Annotated in this window: 17 protein-coding genes; 5 read left to right on the top strand and 12 right to left on the bottom strand. The window is 73.7% G+C overall.

The window, feature by feature from the left end:
* Positions 1-2: 2 nt before the first annotated feature.
* From RM812_RS09625 to RM812_RS09600, 5 genes are all read right to left on the bottom strand, one after another.
* Positions 3-911, bottom strand: coding sequence for a phosphotriesterase family protein (locus tag RM812_RS09625; protein WP_311572000.1), 909 nt, complete (start codon positions 909-911; stop codon positions 3-5).
* Positions 908-1495 (bottom strand): DUF4865 family protein, encoded by a 588-nt coding sequence (locus RM812_RS09620; RefSeq protein WP_311571999.1) that lies wholly within the window; start codon positions 1493-1495, stop codon positions 908-910. The genes RM812_RS09625 and RM812_RS09620 overlap by 4 nt, the downstream gene beginning before the upstream one ends.
* Positions 1496-1524: 29 nt before the next feature.
* On the bottom strand, positions 1525-2112 hold the full coding sequence (locus RM812_RS09615) for a TetR/AcrR family transcriptional regulator (RefSeq protein WP_311571998.1): 588 nt from the start codon (positions 2110-2112) through the stop codon (positions 1525-1527).
* Between the two features lie 688 nt (positions 2113-2800).
* The gene (locus tag RM812_RS09605; protein ID WP_311571997.1) at positions 2801-3334 is read right to left on the bottom strand and encodes an ATP-binding protein; all 534 of its coding nucleotides are present in this window, start codon (positions 3332-3334) and stop codon (positions 2801-2803) included.
* 184 nt (positions 3335-3518) lie between these two features.
* Positions 3519-3842, bottom strand: a complete 324-nt coding sequence (locus tag RM812_RS09600) for a hypothetical protein (protein ID WP_311571996.1) — start codon at positions 3840-3842, stop codon at positions 3519-3521.
* Between the two features lie 346 nt (positions 3843-4188).
* On the opposite strand from RM812_RS09600, the gene RM812_RS09595 reads away from it, so the two are divergent.
* A complete protein-coding gene (locus RM812_RS09595; RefSeq protein WP_311571995.1) occupies positions 4189-5313 on the top strand; it encodes an L-cysteine desulfhydrase Cds1 in 1125 nt (374 codons plus the stop codon).
* Positions 5314-5650: 337 nt separating this feature from the next.
* Here RM812_RS09595 and RM812_RS09590 read toward each other — a convergent pair whose 3' ends face one another.
* On the bottom strand, positions 5651-6124 hold the full coding sequence (locus RM812_RS09590; protein ID WP_311571994.1) for an SRPBCC family protein: 474 nt from the start codon (positions 6122-6124) through the stop codon (positions 5651-5653).
* 118 nt (positions 6125-6242) lie between these two features.
* Positions 6243-7064, bottom strand: a complete 822-nt coding sequence (locus RM812_RS09585; RefSeq protein ID WP_311571993.1) for a DeoR/GlpR family DNA-binding transcription regulator — start codon at positions 7062-7064, stop codon at positions 6243-6245.
* A 346-nt stretch (positions 7065-7410) separates the two neighbouring features.
* Here RM812_RS09585 and RM812_RS09580 point away from each other — a divergent pair, with 346 nt between their 5' ends.
* Entirely contained in the window at positions 7411-9810 is a 2400-nt protein-coding gene (locus RM812_RS09580) for a hypothetical protein (protein ID WP_311571992.1), read from the top strand.
* Between the two features lie 232 nt (positions 9811-10042).
* Here the strand turns inward: RM812_RS09580 and RM812_RS09575 are convergent, their stop codons facing one another.
* From RM812_RS09575 to RM812_RS09560, 4 genes are all read right to left on the bottom strand, one after another.
* Positions 10043-12484, bottom strand: coding sequence for a right-handed parallel beta-helix repeat-containing protein (locus RM812_RS09575; RefSeq protein WP_311571991.1), 2442 nt, complete (start codon positions 12482-12484; stop codon positions 10043-10045).
* A 108-nt stretch (positions 12485-12592) separates the two neighbouring features.
* Positions 12593-13198 (bottom strand): Rv1733c family protein, encoded by a 606-nt coding sequence (locus tag RM812_RS09570; RefSeq protein WP_311571990.1) that lies wholly within the window; start codon positions 13196-13198, stop codon positions 12593-12595.
* Positions 13199-13401: 203 nt separating this feature from the next.
* Positions 13402-14229: an MOSC domain-containing protein gene (locus RM812_RS09565; RefSeq protein WP_311571989.1), complete on the bottom strand. Its 828-nt coding sequence runs from the start codon at positions 14227-14229 to the stop codon at positions 13402-13404.
* 42 nt (positions 14230-14271) lie between these two features.
* Positions 14272-14712, bottom strand: coding sequence for a DUF6643 family protein (locus tag RM812_RS09560; RefSeq protein WP_311571988.1), 441 nt, complete (start codon positions 14710-14712; stop codon positions 14272-14274).
* Positions 14713-15009: 297 nt separating this feature from the next.
* Between RM812_RS09560 and RM812_RS09555 the strand changes: the two genes are divergently transcribed.
* Entirely contained in the window at positions 15010-16341 is a 1332-nt protein-coding gene (locus RM812_RS09555; RefSeq protein ID WP_311571987.1) for a TerD family protein, read from the top strand.
* Between the two features lie 19 nt (positions 16342-16360).
* Here RM812_RS09555 and RM812_RS09550 read toward each other — a convergent pair whose 3' ends face one another.
* On the bottom strand, positions 16361-17593 hold the full coding sequence (locus RM812_RS09550; protein WP_311571986.1) for a glycosyltransferase: 1233 nt from the start codon (positions 17591-17593) through the stop codon (positions 16361-16363).
* A 39-nt stretch (positions 17594-17632) separates the two neighbouring features.
* Here RM812_RS09550 and RM812_RS09545 point away from each other — a divergent pair, with 39 nt between their 5' ends.
* Together RM812_RS09545 and RM812_RS09540 are read left to right on the top strand one after the other, a co-directional pair.
* Positions 17633-18418, top strand: coding sequence for a glutamate racemase (locus tag RM812_RS09545; RefSeq protein ID WP_311572089.1), 786 nt, complete (start codon positions 17633-17635; stop codon positions 18416-18418).
* Between the two features lie 79 nt (positions 18419-18497).
* Positions 18498-19040, top strand: coding sequence for a hypothetical protein (locus RM812_RS09540; protein WP_311571985.1), 543 nt, complete (start codon positions 18498-18500; stop codon positions 19038-19040).
* The last annotated feature ends 166 nt before the right edge of the window (positions 19041-19206 follow it).

The raw sequence follows: 19206 nt of genomic DNA, 5'->3' as shown, positions 1-19206 counted from the left end.
TGTCAGCGCCACTCCACGGCCAACGCCCGCGAGGCGTTCGTCGTGAGGACGCGCCGCACCAACTCCTCGCCCACGGCCTGCGCCAGTCGGGGCGCCACGCGGCGCAGCAGATGCGGCATCCCCGGGCCGCCGTTGACCGACCGGGCGGCGGCCGTCGTCGTGTCGCCGCCGAGCAGCACCTGATCGCCGTGCCCCGCGTCGGCGAGGGCCCGTACGGCGTCCGGCATCCGCCAGTCCGTGGCGTGGTGGGCCCGGGACGGCCCGTCGAAGGCCAGATAGCACCCCGCACCGGCGGCCTCCCGGTGCACCACGAGGTCGGGGGAGCGGTTGAGGTGACCGAGGATCACCCGGTGCGGCGGCACCTCCAACGCGCCGCACAGCAGGTCCAGTACGTCCAGTGCGCCGGTGCCCAGTTCCAGGTGCACGGCGATCGGCGCCCCCGTCGCGTGGTGTGCCTCGGCCGCCGCCGACATGGCCCACCGCGCGTGCGCGTCGAGCGCGTGGAAGCCGCCCGCGACCTTGATGAGCCCCGCGCGGACGCCCGAAGTGCCGATGCCCTCCGTCAGTTCGGTGACGAACACGTCGGCCGCCCGTCCCCGCAGCGCGGCGAGCGTCTCCTCGTCGTAGTGGACGTCCTGATGCAGTCCCGTCGCAGCGACGAGGTGCACGCCGGTCTCCCGGGACAACGATGGCAGATCGCCGGCCCGCCGGCCCATGCCATGGGGCGTCCACTGCACCACCGTTCCGCCGCCACCCTCCCGGAACGCGGCCAGTTCCGCCCGCGCCGCCGCCACGCTCCGCAGCTCCTGACCGGGCAGCCGGGGACTGGCGAGGAACAGGTGGTCATGGGCGTTGCACCCGCCCAACTCCCCGGGGGCCACGTCCCCGAGCACCGTACGGACCGTTCTCACCACTGACGCCCTCGGGGCAGCCGGTCCCGCTCCGGCGCGGACAGGTGCAGTACCTGGAAGACCTCGCCCTCCACCGTGCTCGGCGCGTCGTGCGTGTAGAGCGAGAAGTGGACCAACTCCCATCGGCCGGTGTCCACGACCGCCGCCGCGAGCAGCGCCCCGTCCCCGGCCGCCAGCCGCCCGGTCTCCCGCACCGCCTCGGCCGCCACCTCGGACAGCGGCACCCCCTCGGGCACCGGCCGCCGTCGCCGAACCGCCGTCCGCGCGGGCGAGCGAACGGCGCCGCCCTCCTCGTACGCCAGGCCCGTCCACTGCCGGACCGAGGGACGGCCGAAGTCGTCGGTGGGACGCTGGAAGGCGCCCTCCCAGAGGAAGGAGTTCATGCCCTCCATGGTGTTCCACAGGTAGAACGGCGCGTACTGGTTGACCGGCGAGCCGTGCACCCCGCGCTCGCGCATCAGATATGCCTTGAGCCCGAGACCGGGCCAGTCGTCCAGCAGATGTCCGGTGCGGGCCACCCGCTCGCGGACGACGTCCATCGAGTAGTCGGCGGGCAGGGTGAACCCGTACTGCATGGCGTGCATGGAGCCTCCTCGGGCGAGTGGCAACTCGCCTACCGGGTACGGGCGTCGTGCGGTGCGAGCAGCGAGAGCAGCCCCCGGACGCTTGCGTCGAAGGCGGCGGGTGAGCCGGACGCGCGGGCGAGGACGTAACCGCCCTGGACGGTGGCGACGACGGCCGCCGCGATCTCCTCGCCGTCCAGCCAGGGCGCGAACTGGCCCTGTTCCCGGCCCTCCTCGACGATCCGGGCGATCTGCTCCCGGAGCCAGTCGAGCGTCTCGTCGAGGGGGGCGCGCAGCGTCTCGTCGGCGATCACGTCCGGGTCCATCGTCAGTCGCCCGACCGGGCAGCCGCGCAGCACGTCGCGCTCGCGCCGCAGATACGCCTCGATGCGCTCGTACGGCGTCCCCGGGCCGGTGAGTACCCCCGCCGCGGTGGCCCGCATCTCCTCGGCGGTCCGCCGGATCGCGGCCAGCGCGAGATCGGGCTTGCCCCGGAAGTGGTGGTACATGCTGCCCTGTCCGGCACCCGCGCGTTCCAGGATCGCCTTGGGGCTGGTGCCCACGTATCCGCGCTCCCACAGTAGCTCCCGGGTGGACTCGATCAGTCGCTCGGAGGTGCTCACACGAGCACTGTACATACTAGTAGTTACAGAAGTCGAGGGCGGAACGAAGAAGGGCGGTACTCCCCAGGTAGTGCGCACACGGCCGCTGGCCGTACGACGACCCGGGCCCACCTTGCGGACGATCCTAGAAAGCGGCACAAGGACATCGCCACCGAGGAGTTGGACGACATGCACACCCTGGTACATCTCGGCGACCACGGGCCCGGCCCCTGAATCCTGCTCCTCCCGCCGGTCCGGGCACTGGTCATCGGCGTCGGCGTCACCCTGCTGGGCCACACCCTCTGGCGCGGTCGCCGCGGCCCCGGGCGGCCCACCGTCGAGGACGAGTACGGGCGCCGGCTGTCCGTGCTGGACGAGCGGTTCGGCCGGACCGGCGAGAGCGGTGGGGCATGACCACGGTGTACGGGCGTCCGTGCTCGCCGGCTCCGTCATCGCCCGCGCCGCGTGGGCCCCGCACCGCGGGCAGACCGGGGCCCGGCTGCGGGTCCTCGCCACGGAGTGAGGGTCCCCGGGCCCCTCACTCCGTGGCGGCCCGCGGGCCACGTCCGCGCCTCACGGCCACTCGCCCGAGCCGGGGGCGGTCCGCCGCTCTGGGCTTCGGGTCCCGGGCGATCACCTGTGCAGAGGCGGCGCCGGACCTCCGTGGCCGACGGTGGCCGGAAAACCGGGCGCGGGCCGGCGGCAGCGAACGGTCACCGCCCGGTCAGCCGACAACGGCCGGCCGGGCGGGAGCGGGTTGGGGCCGGCCCAGCTCGACGGCGCGCTCGACCTCCGCGAACGCGGAGGCCGGCACCTCCTCGGCCAGGCGCCGCGGCGGGCGGGCGGCGGCGGGCGACGCGGTGACGGCCGTCGGAAGCGTGAACCAGACGACCTTGCCGGACTCACCGTCCGGCCGGGCGCCCCAGCTCTCGCTCATCGCGGCCACCATGGCGAGCCCGCGCCCGCACGTCGCGAGCGGCTCCGCGTCGTCCACCACGGGCAGATGCGGATCGTGGTCGCGTACCGAGACCGTGAGCCGGTCCAGGAGCAGCTCTATCTCCACGGTGCACGTCTTGTCTGGCCGGGCATGCAGGTGGACGTTGGTCAACAACTCCGTCACGCCGAGCGCCGCCCGGTCGATCAGGGAATCCACATGCCAGTAGCGCAATTGCGCAGATACGATTCTGCGGACCTGGCCGATCCGCGACGGCAGGGCTTGGAGCTCCACCGTGCAGTGTCTGCTTGGGTGACTGATCACGGCTGCGACTCCCCGACATAGAGGTCCGGAAGAACACGGAGTTCGGATCCAGCAGGGCGTACGAGGCGCACCGCCGCCTGCTGTCATGGCCGGCGGGCTGGTTCGCAGCGTTATCGCCGGTAAACCCAGAGTGACGTGAGACCAGCGTGACGCAAGGGGTAGGACACCGCAACTTACGGACATCTCACCCGCGGTGCCCGGCCGCCCTGCGCACCGCCTCTATGAAACGGCGCGCCGCGGGCGGGCCCGGCTCGCCCGGTGCGGGGTCCCGCTCACCGAGCGTGAGCAGGTAGCGTTTTCCGTTGAGGTCGGCGAGTGCCCGGTCCTCCGGGGCGAACCAGGGTCGGGAGGCGCGCACCGCCTGCACCGGCGCGCTGTCGATCTCGCTGCCGTAGCTGGTGAGCAGCTCGAGTCTGCCACCGCTGATCCGGACCGTCCCGGCCCGGGTGAGTGAGCGCAGCCGCTTGCCGATCCGCACCCCCGTGGCCCTGAACTCCGGCTCCGCCATGCCGCCGCCCCCTCGTGCGCGTCGGTTGCCGGACCGTGCAACCTCGGTGGGTCCGGCACCCGGCTCGTGTCGTGCTCCAGTGTGCGCCCGCGCGACGGGACCCCGGTCCCGCCCGCTGGCAGTCTGCCCGCACCACGCGTCGAGCACCAGTGCGCGCCGTCCCTTTCCCGAGGCGACCGGAGCACTCGCGTGAATGCGCCCCCACCGGTCCGGGCGCCTCGACCCAGGGGTGTCTTTGGGGCTCCCAAAGGTGTGTTTATGCAGGTGAGGAGCGTGTGGAAGGCGCTTATGATCGAGGCGTCGGCCGCGCCACGCGCCGTCGGCGCGCAGCGTAAGGAGCCCCCTCGTGAGCACCCCCCAGCAGACCCGCACCGGCGCCACCCTGGACGTCGACCACAGCGACACCGCCTACCGCACCTGGCTGAAGGAAGCCGTGCGCAAGGTCCAGGCCGATGCCAACCGCTCGGCCGACACCCACCTGCTCCTGTTCCCGCTGCCCGAGCGGTGGGGCATCGACCTGTACCTCAAGGACGAGTCGACCCACCCCACCGGCAGCCTCAAACACCGACTCGCCCGCTCGCTCTTCCTCTACGGCCTGTGCAACGGCTGGATCCGACCGGACCGACCGGTGATCGAGGCGTCCAGCGGCTCGACGGCCGTCTCCGAGGCCTACTTCGCGAAGCTGATCGGGGTGCCCTTCGTCGCCGTCATGCCGCGCACGACCAGTGCCGAGAAGATCCGTCTGATCGAGTTCCACGGCGGCCGGTGCCACTTCGTGGACGACTCCCGCCGGATGTACGAGGAGTCCGCCCGTCTCGCGGCGGAGACCGGCGGCCACTACATGGACCAGTTCACCTACGCCGAACGTGCCACGGACTGGCGCGGCAACAACAACATCGCCGAGTCGATCTTCCGTCAGCTCAGGCTGGAGCGGTTCCCCGAGCCGGCGTGGATCGTCGCCACGGCCGGCACCGGCGGCACCTCGGCGACCCTCGCGCGCTACGTGCACTACATGCAGTACGACACCCGCATCTGCGTCGCCGACCCGGAGAACTCCTGCTTCTTCGAGGGCTGGACCACCGGCGATCCGGACGTCACCTGCGACTGCGGGTCCCGGATCGAGGGCATCGGCCGACCCCGGATGGAGCCGAGCTTCGTACCCGGCGCGATCGACCGCATGATGAAGGTGCCGGACGCGGCGAGCGTCGCCGCCGTGCGGGCCCTGGAACGGGCCATCGGCCGCAAGGCGGGCGGCTCGACCGGTACCGGGCTGTGGAGCGCGCTGAAGATCATTGCCGAAATGGTGGCCGAGGGACGCCGGGGGAGCGTGGTGACGCTGCTGTGCGACCCGGGGGACCGGTACCTCGACAAGTACTACTCGGACGCGTGGCTCGTCGAACAGGGCCTCGACATCGGGCCGTACACGGCGGCGATCGAGTCCCTGCTGCACACGGGCACCTGGCCGAGCTGACGCCGGCCCTCGATCACGGGCGGATCCCTTGCCTACGACCCGTCCGTCCCCGGGCCCCCGGGGACGGGCCCCGTGCCTATGGCCTGCCGGCCTATGGCCTCCGGGACGGGCCCAGGGCCGCGGCCTTCCAGTCCACGGCGCCCCCCGGGAGCGGGCCCACGGCCCACGGCCCCGGCCGCGGGTCCACGGCCTTCTCTGTCCCCGGGGGGTGGGCGCCGGCCTCGGCACGGGTCGACAATCCCGGGCAGGGGCCCACGGCCTCCCGGCCGGGCACAGAGCCGTCGGCCTCCGGTCGACGGCTCTGGGGGCACGGGCGACACGCCCCCCAGCCCCGCGCCTACGGCCGGGTGAGCCGCCGGTCCAGCGACGTGACCGCGTCGCGGAAGGCCCGCCCCAGCCCGGGACGCGCGCGGGCCAGCACGAAACGGAACAGCGCCGTACCGTCCGCGGCGAACGTCCACTGCACGCGCGTGCCGGTACCGGCCGGCGCCAGCCGCCACTCCTCGACCATGGCCCGGGCGCCCGGCGCGTTGGTGACGTCGATGCGGTAGGCGTACACCTCGGGCCGGTCCGCCGCCAGCACGGTCTCCGTGAAGCGCGTACCTCCCTTGAGCCGGATCTCGCGCCCCGCTCCCCCGCCGAGGGGCCGGGCGAGCGTCACCGCCGAGAACCACGCGGTCCATCCCGGCACGTCCTCGGCGAGCGCGCGGAACACCGCGTCGGGAGCGGCGGAGATCTCCCGCGCGAAGACCAGGCGTACCGGAGCCGTCTCGACAAAGCCGAGACCCACCGGACGCAGACGGCGAGCCATGGGCACAACTCCCTTGTACGAAGCCGCGGATGCGGGCGATCGGCCGGGGGGCGCCACGATAGCCGGGGGTGCGTCGGGTGTCAGTGGGGCAGGGGTCGGTCCCCAGCGACCACTGAGGTCAGTCGGTCGTGTCCGGCTCGCCCGTCACGACCAGCCGCATGTGCTCCGCGATCTCCGCACGGGCCTGTGCCGGCAGGCCGACGTCGGTCACCAGCGTGTCCACCTGCTCCAGCGTCGCGAAGGAACTCAGGCCCACGACGCCCCACTTGGTGTGGTCGGCGACCACCACGACCCGCCGCGCCGACTGCACCAACCGCCGGTTGGTCTCGGCCTCCGCGAGGTTCGGCGTCGACAGGCCGGCCTCGGCCGATATCCCGTGCACGCCGAGGAACAGCACGTCGAAGTGGAGCGCCGCGATCGCCTGGTCGGCGACCGGCCCCACCAGCGAGTCGGAGGGCGTGCGCACACCGCCCGTGAGCACCACGGTGGCCGCACCCTGCCGCGCCCCCGAGGTGCGCTGCGCCACGTGGAACACGTCCGCCACCCGCACCGAGTTGGTGACCACCGTCAGATCCGGCACGTCCACCAGCCGGTGCGCCAGCGCGTACGTCGTCGTACCGCCCGACAGGGCGATCGCGGCACCCGGCGCGACCAGCTCCGCCGCGGCCCGCGCGATGTCCTCCTTGGCGGTCGGCTCCAGTCCCGACTTGGCCTCGAAACCCGGCTCGTGCGTACTCGCCTCGGCCACCGGGACCGCGCCGCCGTGCACCTTCTCCAGCACGCCCTGCCGGGCCAGCGCGTCGAGATCACGGCGGACCGTCATGTCCGACACGCCGAGCTTCCGGGTCAGCTCGTTGACCCGGACACCGCCCCGGCGGCGCACCTCGTCGAGGATCAGGGCGCGGCGCTGCTCCGCGAGGAGGTTCGAGTTCTCACTCACGTACGCTTCGGTCCTTTCGCCGCAAAACCGTCCGAACGCCCGGCGCACCCACCCCCGAGCTTCGACTTCGCTCGACCGGGCGGAAATCCGTTCGACGACGGGTACTCCCCGGCCCGGTGCGCGGACGTTCCATCCTCGCACGCCCCGCCATGGACCGTGCCACCGCCTGTCGGTCGCGCACATGCCACTCCCACCTCCCACCCGCGGCTCATCGCGGCCCGTCCCGGCGTCGCCGGCCACACGGTTCGGGGAGATTCGGTGCCGAGGGGTGTACGGCGGGCTCCGAGCGGAGATCCTTGTGCCCGCACGGACACAGCCGACGGCGCGTCACGGGGGAGTGCGGACAATGGAACAAGCGCAGGAACGAGCCGGGACGGGCGGACAGGACGCCCACGGTCCGGACGACGCGAGCGACGGGAGGGACGGGAGGGACCGGAGGGACGGGAGAACCGGCACCGCCCTGGAACTCCTCGTGCACGGAGTGGGCGGCACGACACCGGCCGAGATGCTGGACGACCCGCGGACCGTACGGATCACCGGCGACCACATCGCGGCCGTCTTCCGGCGCACCGAGGACGCCGACGCCGAGTCGCGTCCCGAGGACTACCGGGGCCGACCGGTGCCCGAGGCCTACGTCTGGTGCAACCTCACCTCCGGCAACGGCACTCGGGCCCTGTGGCTGCTGCTCCTGCCGTTCATGGTGGTCAACCTCGCCCACTGGATGCGGCCCTCCACGCACGGCCGGATCCGGACGGTCCGCCTGTACGGGCTGCTGGTCCGGCTCGCGGGACTGACCCTGACGGTACTGCTGGTCGCCGCGGCCTGCGAGGTGGCGATCGACCTCCTGGCCTGGCAGTGCGCGGGCACGCGCGCGTGTGCCGAGCGGCACTCATGGCTCGGCTTCCTGTCGCCGGTCATGTCGGACGGCGGCTGGTGGAGCGCGCCCGGCCGCAGGCTCGCCCTCGCGGCCGCCGTGCCCGCCGCGCTGACCGGCCTGCTGTGGTACCTGTCGCTGCGCACCTGGCGGGCGTACGAGTCCCAGCAGCCGATGGACCGCACCCTCGACCCCGAGACGGACCCGGGCCGCACCGCCCTGGGTCGGCCCGGATTCTGGTACGGGCGCCGCCTGGTGGCCCGGCTGCGCGCCGCGCACACCGCCGCCGGGCTGCTGACGGTCGCCGCGGCCGTCGGGGCCCCGGCGGCCCGCTTCGACCGTCGGCCGGGCGGACCCGCGCCGCTCGACGTGCTGGGGTGGCTCCTGGTCGCCGCGTTGGTCGTCGGCGCGGTCGCCGTGGTGGCGGTGGTCTGTCGCCGCGGACGCAGCGAGAGGCGCCTCGACCGGAGGCTCGACGAGCACCTCGTACGAGGTCTGCCGCTCGCCGCCCTGGCCCTGTTCGCCCTCGCCCTGGTCTACAGCGGCTGGGCCCGCCCGGAGTGGACGTCGGCCGGCCGGCTGCCGGGGGACATCACCTTCGGCGGCATCGCCCTGGTGCAGGGCCTGCTGGTCATCGCCCTCGCCCTGGTCGCCCACCTGCTCCACCGGAGGCTCCCCGACGCCCGCGCCGCGATCCGCGGCCTCGGCGGACCCGCCGTCGCCATGCTGGCCTGCGCACTGGGCGGCGTGATGTCCGGCGGCGTCGCCCAGCGCGTGTCGGACTGGCTGGACGGCACCGGGACGTCCATCGACGGCCCGCCCGTCCTGCTGACCTGGCAGGCGTCCGTCATCCCGCCGCTGCTCGGCGTCGTGCTGCTGCTCGCCGCCGCCCTCGCCCGGCACACCTGGCGCCTCGCCCGCGCGGAACGGGACGTGGTGGAGAGCGGCCACCCGGGGGAGGCCGGAGACCCGGGGCGCACCCGGCGCATCGCGTTCACCCGGGCCATCGCCACCCTCACCGACCGGGCGCCGCTCCTCGTCGCCATCACCTCCGCCGCCACGCTGCTGCTGGGCGCCGGAGCCCTGGTGGGTGCCCTGATCACCGACCGGGTGCCCGCCGACGCGGCCCGCGGGACGCACGCCTTCGTGTACGGCACGGCGCAGACCGCGCAGGCGCTGGGCTCCTGGCTCATCGGCCTCGGCTTCGTCCTGTTCGTCACCTGGGGCAGGCGCGCCTACAAGGACGCCTCCGCGCGGCGCACCATCGGCATCCTGTGGGACGTCGGCACCTTCTGGCCGCGCGCCGCCCACCCCTTCGCACCGCCCTGCTACGCCGAGCGCGCGGTGCCCGACCTGACCTGGCGGATGGCGACCTGGACCCGTGCCACGGGCGGGCGACTGGTCATCTCCGGGCATTCGCAGGGCAGCGTCCTCGCCGCCGCGGCGGCCTGGCAGCTGGAGCCGTCCGCCCGCAAACGGGTCGCGCTGCTCACGTACGGCTCCCCGCTGGAGCGGCTGTACGGCCGCTGGTTCCCGGCCCACTTCGGACCGGCGGCGCTCGCCTCGCTGCACGAGGAGGTCGACTGCTGGCGCAACCTGTACCGGCGCACCGACCCCATCGGCGGTCCGATGCGGCTGCCCGGCGACTGCGGACCGGCGGTGGACCGCGCCCCGCTCGAGGACCCTCTGACCTACGGCCGCACAGAACTCCACCCGCTGCCCGCGCCGATCCTCGGCCACTCCGACTACCAGGCCGACCCGGCCTTCGTCGAGGAACGCCGGCGCCTGCTGGCCCGGCTGCGCCCGGAGGTACCGGTGCCACGCCACACCGTCCGTCCGACACCCGCCCCGGCGGCGGACGACAGGCCCTAGTAGTGCCGCGGCAGGCAACGTTTGCCCGGTAAGGAGCGGCGTCCGGTGCGTGCTCTCGGCGTGCCGGCCGGAAGCCCTCGTACTGGACGTACTCGGGCTTTCGGCCGGTGCGGCGAGAGGGCGTGCCGGGCGTCGCGACGGGGCGAACGTTGCCTGTTGCGGCACTAGCTAGAGCGTGCCCGCCGGAGCTGCCGCGCAGGGCCGGCTTCACGGCAGCTCCGGCGGGCACGCTCTACGGCAGCTCCGGCAGGTCCTCGGCGTACAGCAGGGTGAGGTCGTCCTTGCTGGTTTCGGCGAGTTGGGCGACCCGGCTCGCGTGCCGTTCCACCATGGCCTCGAAGGTCTGCCGGGCGGTACGCCCGTTGCCGAAGGCCGGGCCCTTGGGGATCGCCGTGAAGTACTTCGTCAGCGCCTCGGCCGCGCCCGGCGCCAGCCGGTACTCGTGCTCGTCGGCCTGCTGCTCCACGATCCGCAGCAGCTCCTCGGGCCCGTAGTCGCCGAAGGTGATGGTCCGCGAGAAACGGGACGCCACCCCGGGGTTGACGGAGAGGAAACGCTCCATCTCCGCCGTGTAGCCGGCGACGATCACCACGACCGAGTCCCGCTGGTCCTCCATCAGCTTCACCAGCGTGTCGATGGCCTCCTTGCCGAAGTCCCGGCCCGCGTCCTCGGGGGAGAGCGCGTACGCCTCGTCGATGAACAGCACACCGCCGTGCGCCCGCTGGAACGCCTCCTGGGTGCGGATCGCCGTGGAGCCGATGTGCTCGCCGACCAGGTCCACCCGCGACACCTCGACGAGGTGCCCCTTCTCCAGCACACCGAGGGAGGCCAGGATCTCGCCGTACAGCCGGGCGACCGTCGTCTTGCCGGTGCCGGGGGAGCCGGTGAAGACCAGGTGCCGTTTGACCGAGGCGGCCTTCAGGCCCGCCCGCTGCCGGCGCCGGCCCACCTCGATCATGTCGGTCAGGGCCCGCACCTCGCGCTTGACGCTGTCCAGGCCGACCAGCGCGTCCAGTTCGCCCAGGACGGCCTTCGAGGTCCGCGCCGGCTCCTGCGGGCCGATGCCGGCGATCAGGGGTTCCTGCTCGGTGCTGCGCTGCCCGGGGATGGAGCCCAGGAGGCCGCCGGGGGACTGGCCCACCGTCTGCACGACCGGCTGCGGTGGAGTGGGCGGCGTCGGAGCGCCGCTCTCGTCGCTGGTGCAGTCCTCGACGAGCGGGCCGGAGTCGTGGGCGGTGTCGGGGCCGCCGTCCGCGAACTCGTAGCCACCGCGCGCGCACCGCTCCGTGCGGCACCTCCGCAGCGTCGTACGGCAGCCGTCGATGACGTGGAAGCCGTAGCCGGCGCTGCCGGTCACCCGGCAGTTCACGAAGCTGCCGCGGCCTCCGGCCGACACGTACACCCCCGCCTCCGTGGGCGAGTCGACCGTGCAGCGCTCGATGGTGGGGTCGGCGCCCTTGGTGACGATCACGCCGGTGCGGTTGCCGTCCAGCGTGCAGTTGTTCAGGGTGCCGCCGCTGCCGTGGTCGCGGAACCACGCACCCGTGGCCGCGTCCCGGATGCGGCAGTCGTCGAGCTGCGCGGTGGCGCCGTCGCTCACCGAAACGGCGGTGTTGCGCACCTGGGACAGATCGCTGTCCACGACGTCCGCGCGTGAACCGCGGTCCAGGACGAAGAGCGCGTCCGGCACGTCGTGCACCCGGCAGGAGTCGAGCACCGCGGTGGCGCCGTCGCTGACCCAGACCGCCGGATAGTCGCCCGTGCTGTCGAAGATCTCGCACTGGTTGGCGTCCACCCGCGTGCCGGGGTCCCACACCGACAGGCCGTTGCGCCCGAACTGCCGCACGGAGGTGCGGGTCAGGGTGAGCACGGAGCGGGAACGCAGGTCGACAGCGTTCTCCGGGATGTCGTGGATACGGCAGTCGGCGAGAGTGAGCACCGCGTCGGTGTCGAGCGTGACGCCGTCGGCGGTGGTGCGGTGCACATCGCAGTCGGTCAGGTGGGCGGTGGCCCGGCCGGTGATCTGCACACCGCTGCCCCGGACCTCGTAGACCTCGCAGCCCACGGCCTCCAACGCGGAGCCGTCGCCCGTCGCCGTCAGGCCCGAACCCGCGGCGTGGTGGATCCGGCAGCGTTCCAGGCGGGGGTGCGCGCCGGAGCGCACCGCGACGCCCGCCTGGCCGGCCGAGACGACCTCGCACTCCTCGAACACGCCGCCCCCGCCGTCGAGGACGGCGATGCCGACACCGGCCGGATTGTCGACGGTGCAGCGCCGCACCGTCGGTCGCGCGCTCCCGCGCACCTCTATCCCGGACGCGGAGCGCGTGACCACCCGGAGGTCCAGCAGCTCCGGCGTACCCTCCTCGACGAGCACCGCGGGCGCCGCCCCGTCCTGGCCCTCCACGTGCAGGTCCTGGACCACCGCCGAGGCGCGCACGGTCAGCGGGACCCCGTCGACGGGCGCGATCCGCACGGAACCCCGGGCCCCCTCGGGCCCGCGCAGGGTCACCGCCCGCTGGACGACGAGGTTCTCCCGGTAGGTCCCGGGAGCGACGGTGAGGACGTCACCGTCCGCCGCGGCCTCCAGGGCGGCGGCGAGCGATGCGTACTCACCTGTGCGGCGCCGCCACCGCGAGGTACCGGTGTGCGTCACCTGGACCGTGCCCTGTGCCATGGCGTTGCTGTGCCCCCACCTCGTCGTACGCGGGTTGTCGCCGATTCGGTTCGGCCGGTCCACCGTAGCGTGCGCACCGGTGGTGAGTTGACCGGAGGCGGAAGCCCGTCAGCTGCCCGCGCCCGTCCTGCCCCAGTCCGGGCCCGCCCGCTCCCATTCCCGTTCCCAACGGGCGTACCGGCGGCGGACCATGCGCCAGACGACGATCCGGCGGCCGGTCTCGCACAGGGCCGCGACCGCCAGTGCGGCGCCGAACCCGGCGAGCACGGCGTGCGTCGTCGCCGTCGCCGAGTCCAGCGGCCGGGCCACCATCCGCCCCCGCCCGTCCGTCCATATCGGGAAACGGTCGCCGCTGTGCGGGTCGTCGAGGCCCGAGGGCACGGGGCCCTCGTGCTCCGAGCCGTCCGGCGCGGTCCAGCCGGCGAGGACCCGGCCGCGCAGGTCCCCCGCGGAGGCGTTCTCCGGGTCGAAGCCCAGCGGCGAACGCTCCAGTTCACGCAGTACGGTGGCCGTCACCCGGTGTCGGGACTCGTGCTGGTCGCGCACCGACCGCTTCAGGGCGTCCTGCGCCGCGCCGCCCACCAGTGCGCCTGCCAAGGGCGCCACGGAGAGGATCAGCAGCAGTGTCCCCAGGGCCATCCACGCCTCGACCAGGTCGGTCGTACGGCACAGTGGATTGTGCCGCCAGCGCCAGAGCCCTTTGACCGCCCGCACGACCCGCACCCCTTCCCGCTCCTACCGCCCCCGGTCGAGCCGTTCACGCGCGGGCCGGTGCGGAAGAGGGCGCCGTCCAGTCCTGGTACGGCTCCCCGCCGGCTTTCTCATGAACGTCTCATGAGGCCCAACGCCCGGGCCCCCGACCGGGTTCCCGGACCACCGCGGCGCGGTTCCCGCAACGCCCCCCGCACCAGCGGCCGTCATTCGACGATCCGCACCGGGTCGCCGACCCGGACCGTGCCGTGGCCGACCGGCACCAGGTTCTGGCCGAAGACCAGCTTCCCGTTGACGCGGCGGTGCCGGCCGAGGCTGTGCAGCGGCTCCCTGCCGCGCCCGGCGGTGCCCTGGTCGGTCGTCGTCACGACGCACCGCCCGCACGGCTTGGCGACCCGGAAGGCGACCTCGCCGACGGTGATGCGCGACCAGCCGTCCTCGGCCCAGGCGTCGGTCCCGGAGACGACCAGGTTCGGGCGGAAGCGGTTCATGGGCAGCGGGCCCTCCTCCGCGTGCTCGCCCCGCGCGATCAGGGAGTTGAGGGCGTCGAGGGAGGCCGTCGTCACGAGGAGCAGCGGAAAGCCGTCGGCGAAGGTGACGGTCTCACCCGGCAGCGCGTACTCGGGGTCCACGGGCCTGCGCGTGGCGGGATCGTCCAGGTACACCAGCCGCACGTCGGCACCGAGGAACGCGCTGCACCAGGCGTGCGCGGTCTCGTCCTGCGCGGGAAGCGCCTCGACCTTGTCGCGGAAGAGCTGCGCCACGACGGTGCTCGCCGAGTGCGGGACCGGCACCGTGAGCGGCTCCCGGCCGGGAGCGGACAGCCGGATGCCGCCGCCGGGCAGGAGCTCGGCGGCGGCCAGGGCGAGGCGCGGCTGCTGGCGTTGTGTGACGACCTTTCCCCCGTCGTCGATCAGCATCCAGCGGCGGTCTCCGGCCAGCCCCCAGGGCTCCACGACGGCTTCCCGGAGCGGCAGACTCCGGAAAGCCTTGACCGGATGGACGTGAATCGACTGCAGTCGCGCGTTCCCCATGACGTCATCGTGCCAGGTGGCACCGACGCCCCGGGGGGCGGCTCAGTAGCCGCGGTACTGCTGCTGGTTGTACGGATCCTGGTACGGCGCCGGGGCGGGCCGGGGGGCCGCGGGGCGCATGGCCTCGTACCCCGCGGGGCCTGGAGCGGGCGGGCGGGGCTGCTGCGGCTGCTGGGGGCCCGGGTACCCGCGCGGCGCCGTCGCCTGGTGCGGGATGTACGCGGCGGGGGCCTGCTGCAGCGGGGCGGGTTGCGGTACCTGCTGCGGGTAGCCGTAGGAGGGCTGGGAGGGGGCCGCCGGAAGGGCGGGCAGAGCCGACGGGAGCGCGGGCAGATGGCTGCCCGGCGCGTCGTACGCGGCGGGGACCCGGATCGGGGCGATCTGCGGGGTGCCCCGCTCGGCCACGAGTTTGTCGTAGATCGGAGTGTCCGGGAAGGAGGCGGAGTAGTAGCCGCCGCCATAAGTGGAGCGGGGGGAGGTCATGGCACATAAGTTAAGCCCACGATGTGCTGGTTGGGGAGACCGATAAGAGGGTTGTTTTCCGTGTCTGCAGCGACCTGGCATCCCCAATGCGAGCGAACTCGGCGAAATGGGACGTCACAACCGGTGATCTTGCGGTAAAGACCGAGTTCCGGGTGGGTTACCGAGGGTTGCACAGTCGTCCTCCCGTACTCCTCACGGGAGGCCTGCGGCGAGGGGAATAGGTTGGGCGCGGGAAGTTTCGACGAACCGCCGGGACACGGCCCGGCTCGGTGACACGTGATGGGGGCGGACATGCCGATGACGAAGGGATCGAACACCCCGGTGCCGACGGCGGCGCTGCGGGTCGAGATGGGCTGGCGGTCCGGCCCGGGCATACCCGACGCGGACGCCTCGGCTCTGCTCCTGGTGGGCGGCAAGGTGCGTTCCGACGCGGACTTCGTCTTCTACAACCAGCCGGCGCACTCCTCCGGCGCGGTCCGCCACGAGGGCAAGCGGGACGCCGGCGGCCGGGTGACCGACAGCCTGCTCGTCGACCTCACGCGCGTGGAGCCCGCGATCGAGACCGTGATCCTCGCCGCCTCCTCCGACGGCGGGGCGTTCGGGCGGGTCCCGGACCTCTACATCGAGGTCCGCGACGCCGCCCGGAACACCGTGGTGGCCCGCTTCGACAACCCCGGCGCGACTGTCGAAACGGCCTTCGTGCTCGGCGAGTTCTACCGCCGTCAGGGCGCCTGGAAGTTCCGCGCCGTCGGCCAGGGCTACGACAGCGGGCTCGAGGGCCTGGCCACGGACTACGGCATCACGGTGGACGAGCCGCAGCAGGCGCCCCCGGCCGCTCCGCCGGCCCCCGCGGTCACCATGCCCCAGTCGGCGCCCCCTACGGCCGTGCCGCGGCCGGCACCCCCTGCGGCCGCGTCGCCCCCGGTGCCGCCCATCGCTCGGCCGGCCGCCGCACCACCGTCCCCGCCGGCGGCGCCCTCCGCCGAGCCGGTCCGCCTGACCAAGGTCACGCTCACCAAGGCGGCACCCTCCGTCTCGCTGACCAAGCAGGGCGGCACCTCAGGAGCCCTGCACGTGAACCTCAACTGGCAGGTGCGCAAGCAGTTCTCCGGCTGGGCCCGCAAGCTGGGCCGCCCGGTCGCCACGCACGACGACCTCGACCTCGACCTGTGCTGCCTGTACGAACTGACCGACGGCAGCAAGGGCGTCGTCCAAGCCCTCGGCAACGCCTTCGGGTCCCTGCACCAGCCGCCGTTCATCCACCTCGACGGCGACGACCGCACCGGCGCGGTGGCGACCGGCGAGAACCTCACCGTCAACCTCGACCACCAGCGGTACTTCCGGCGCATCCTCGTCTTCGTGACCATCTACGAGGGGGCGCGCTCCTTCGCCGACCTGCACGCCACGGTCACCCTCCACCCCCAGTACGGCGCCCCCGTCGACTTCTCGCTCGACGAGTGCACGGTCCCCTCCACGGTGTGCGCCCTCGCGCTGATCACCAACACCGGAAGCGACCTCGTCGTCCAGCGCGAGGCCCGCTACCTGGTCCCCGAGCGCGGCGTGAGCCCGCAGCGCACGGTCGACCACGCCTACGGCTGGGGCATGAACTGGACCCCCGGCCGGAAGTGAACCGGCACGGGGCGGGCGTTCAGCCCTCGTCGGGCACGGCGTCCGGACGGGCGTAGGTGCGGCCCTTCCAGGCCGCACCGCGCCCCCGGTAGTGCTGCACCGCGGAGTCGACCGTCATCAGCAGGTACAGGAACGCGGTCAACGGCAGCAGCGGTGCGAGCCACAGAGGCTGGCGGTAGTAGCGCAGCATCGGCACGTACGTCCCGGCCATCACCAGCCACGCGGCCCCGCCGAGCACGGCCGTCGCCGCACTCCCCGTCGCCGCGCCCCCGACGGCCGCCGCCGGCGGCACCAGATACACCAGCGACAGACCGACGACCGTCCCGGCGAGCACCAGGGGGTTGTGCCGCAGCTGCGCGTACGCGCTGCGCGAGATCATCCGCCACAGATCACGCAGCCGCGGATACGGGCGCACACTGTCCACCCGGTCGGCCAGTCCGAGCCAGACCCGGCCGCCGCCGCCCTTGACGGCCCGGGCGAGGGCCACGTCGTCGATGACCGCGTGCCGGATCGCCTCCGGGATCCGCGCCCGCTCGGCGGCGTCGGCGCGCAGCAGCACACAGCCGCCCGCCGCTGCGGCCGTACGCGTCCCCTTCCTCTTCCTCCCGGCACGGCCCCCGCCGATCCACCGGAACGGGTACAGCTGAGCGAAGAAGTAGACGAAGGCCGGCACCACGAGCCGCTCCCACCCGCTGTCCACCCGTAGCCGGGCCATCTGGGAGACGACGTCGAAACCGCCGGTGCGGGCCGCGGCCACCAGCCGGCGCAGACTGTCCGGCGCGTGGGCGATGTCGGCGTCCGTCAGCAACAGGTACTCGGGTGCACGCGCGCGTGCCAGGCCGATGCCGTGCCGCACCGCCCAGAGCTTGCCCGTCCAGCCGGCGGGCGGCTCCCCGGGCGAGGCCACGGTGAGCGGCCTGGCCTCCTGCCGCCGGGCCAGCTCGCACGCCAGCTCTCCGGTGCCGTCCGTGCTGCCGTCGTCGATCAGGAAGACGTCCACCCGCCCCGGATAGTCCTGGGCCAGCAGCGACGGCAGGCTGGCGGGCAGCACCGCCGCCTCGTCGCGCGCCGGGACGACGACGCACACGGACGGCCAGGCGTCCACTTCCCCGCCGGCCGGCAGCCTGACGTCCGTACGCCAGAAGAAGCCGCGGGCGAGCAGCAGCCACAGCCAGGCGGCGAGTGACAGGGCGGACACGACGGCCACGGCGGAAGTCCACGTATCGGCGCTCACGTGCGCAGTCTGCCCCACGGCACCGGCCCGCGGCGGCGCATCGTCTATGGTGGCCGGGTGAAGATCGCGCTCATGGACTCCGGAATCGGTCTGCTGGCGGCCACCGCAGCGGTACGGCGCCTGCGACCGGACGCCGATCTCATCCTGTCGCTGGACCCCGACGGCATGCCCTGGGGCCCGCGCACGCCCCAGGATCTGACCGGGCGGGCCCTCGCCGTCGCCGAGGCCGCCGCCGCCCATCGGCCGGACGCCCTGATCATCGGCTGCAACACCGCCACCGTGCACGCGCTGCCGACGCTGCGCGCCCGGTTCGAACCCGCCCTGCCGGTCATCGGCACCGTCCCGGCGATCAAGCCCGCGGCGGCCGGCGGGGGCCCCGTGGCCATCTGGGCGACGCCCGCCACCACCGGCAGCCCCTACCAGCGCAACCTCATCGACGAGTTCGCCGACGGTACGGCGGTCACCGAGGTGCCGTGCCACGGACTGGCCGAGGCTGTCGAGCACGCGGACGAGACCGCGATCGCCGCGGCCCTCGCCGCCGCGGCCGCCCTGACGCCCGAGGACGTGACGACCGTCGTCCTGGGCTGCACCCATTACGAACTCGTCGCCGAACGCATCCGCGCCGCCGTGCAGCGCCCCGGCGGCCCGCGCCTCGTCCTGCACGGTTCCGCCGGCGCGGTCGCGGCACAGGCACTGCGCCGGATCGGCGCCCGGCCGGACCCGGGGGCGCCGGCCGAGGGCACCCTCACCGTGCTGCTGAGCGGGCGCGAGGGCACGCTGCCCACGCCCGCGCTGGCCTACGACGAGGGCCGGCTGCTGCGAGCGGTCACGCCCGCCCGCTGACCGGCGGGCACGCCCGATCGGCCCACTCACCCTGCGCGACGAGGTAGCCGCGCAGCGAATCGTGAGTAACCTCTTGTCCATGAGGCATCGCCACGGCGAGACCACCCCCCAAGCCGACGTGTGGACCGGACGTGCCACCAGCCGGGTCCAATGGTTCCTGGCGCTCATCGGCGCCGCCTGCCTGGCGCTCGGCATCGCGCTGGCCGTCGACTCCGCCTGGGAGACCGGCGTCGCGCCGCTGGCCATGGCGGTGGTCGGCTGCATCGCGGCGGGACTGCTGGTCCTCTTCGGCACGCTGGCGTTCGTGCACGTCGCGCTGAGAGTCGACGAGGACTGCCTCGAAGTACGCTGCGGCCACATCGGCGTGCCCCGTCGCCGTATCCCGCTGTCGCACGTCGTCGGCGCCGAGTTCGCCCCGCACGTCACCCCGCGCCAGTGGGGCGGCTGGGGCTACCGCTGGCGTCCGGAGAAGGGCACCGCCGTCGTCGTGCGGCGGGGGGAGGGCGTGATCCTTCGGCTGTGGGACGGCCACACCTTCACGGTCACCGTCGACGACGCGGAAGCGGCCGTACAGGTCATCAAGGACCGACTGCGTCCGAAGGCACCCGGCCCGGCGCACTGAGCCCACCGGCCGCGCCGGGCGCCGGCCGGTCGGCAGGCCCTCCCACACCCTTCGACTCCCGGGCGTTCCCGGGGTGCCCTGTACCCGGACAGGCCCCGCACGGCATGGCGGCCTGCGCTGTCACCGTGCGCGAGCCCGGCGGGCGGTGGCCTTGCGCACCGGGCCG

The organism is Streptomyces lancefieldiae, from assembly GCF_031845825.1.
In the GTDB taxonomy this organism is placed as follows: domain Bacteria; phylum Actinomycetota; class Actinomycetes; order Streptomycetales; family Streptomycetaceae; genus Streptomyces; species Streptomyces lancefieldiae.
Note: the sequence above shows the minus strand (reverse complement) of the source record. Positions and strands in the feature narration are given on the sequence as shown.

Bases quoted from the DNA above. Each gene is read 5' to 3' on its own strand.
- RM812_RS09620 (WP_311571999.1), bottom strand. From the start codon at position 1,495: ATGCACGCCATGCAGTACGGGTTCACCCTGCCCGCCGACTACTCGATG.
- RM812_RS09615 (WP_311571998.1), bottom strand. From the start codon at position 2,112: ATGTACAGTGCTCGTGTGAGCACCTCCGAGCGACTGATCGAGTCCACC.
- RM812_RS09600 (WP_311571996.1), bottom strand. From the start codon at position 3,842: ATGGCGGAGCCGGAGTTCAGGGCCACGGGGGTGCGGATCGGCAAGCGG.
- RM812_RS09590 (WP_311571994.1), bottom strand. From the start codon at position 6,124: ATGGCTCGCCGTCTGCGTCCGGTGGGTCTCGGCTTTGTCGAGACGGCT.
- RM812_RS09580 (WP_311571992.1), top strand. From the start codon at position 7,411: ATGGAACAAGCGCAGGAACGAGCCGGGACGGGCGGACAGGACGCCCAC.
- RM812_RS09575 (WP_311571991.1), bottom strand. From the start codon at position 12,484: ATGGCACAGGGCACGGTCCAGGTGACGCACACCGGTACCTCGCGGTGG.
- RM812_RS09565 (WP_311571989.1), bottom strand. From the start codon at position 14,229: ATGGGGAACGCGCGACTGCAGTCGATTCACGTCCATCCGGTCAAGGCT.
- RM812_RS09560 (WP_311571988.1), bottom strand. From the start codon at position 14,712: ATGACCTCCCCCCGCTCCACTTATGGCGGCGGCTACTACTCCGCCTCC.
- RM812_RS09555 (WP_311571987.1), top strand. From the start codon at position 15,010: ATGACGAAGGGATCGAACACCCCGGTGCCGACGGCGGCGCTGCGGGTC.
- RM812_RS09540 (WP_311571985.1), top strand. From the start codon at position 18,498: ATGAGGCATCGCCACGGCGAGACCACCCCCCAAGCCGACGTGTGGACC.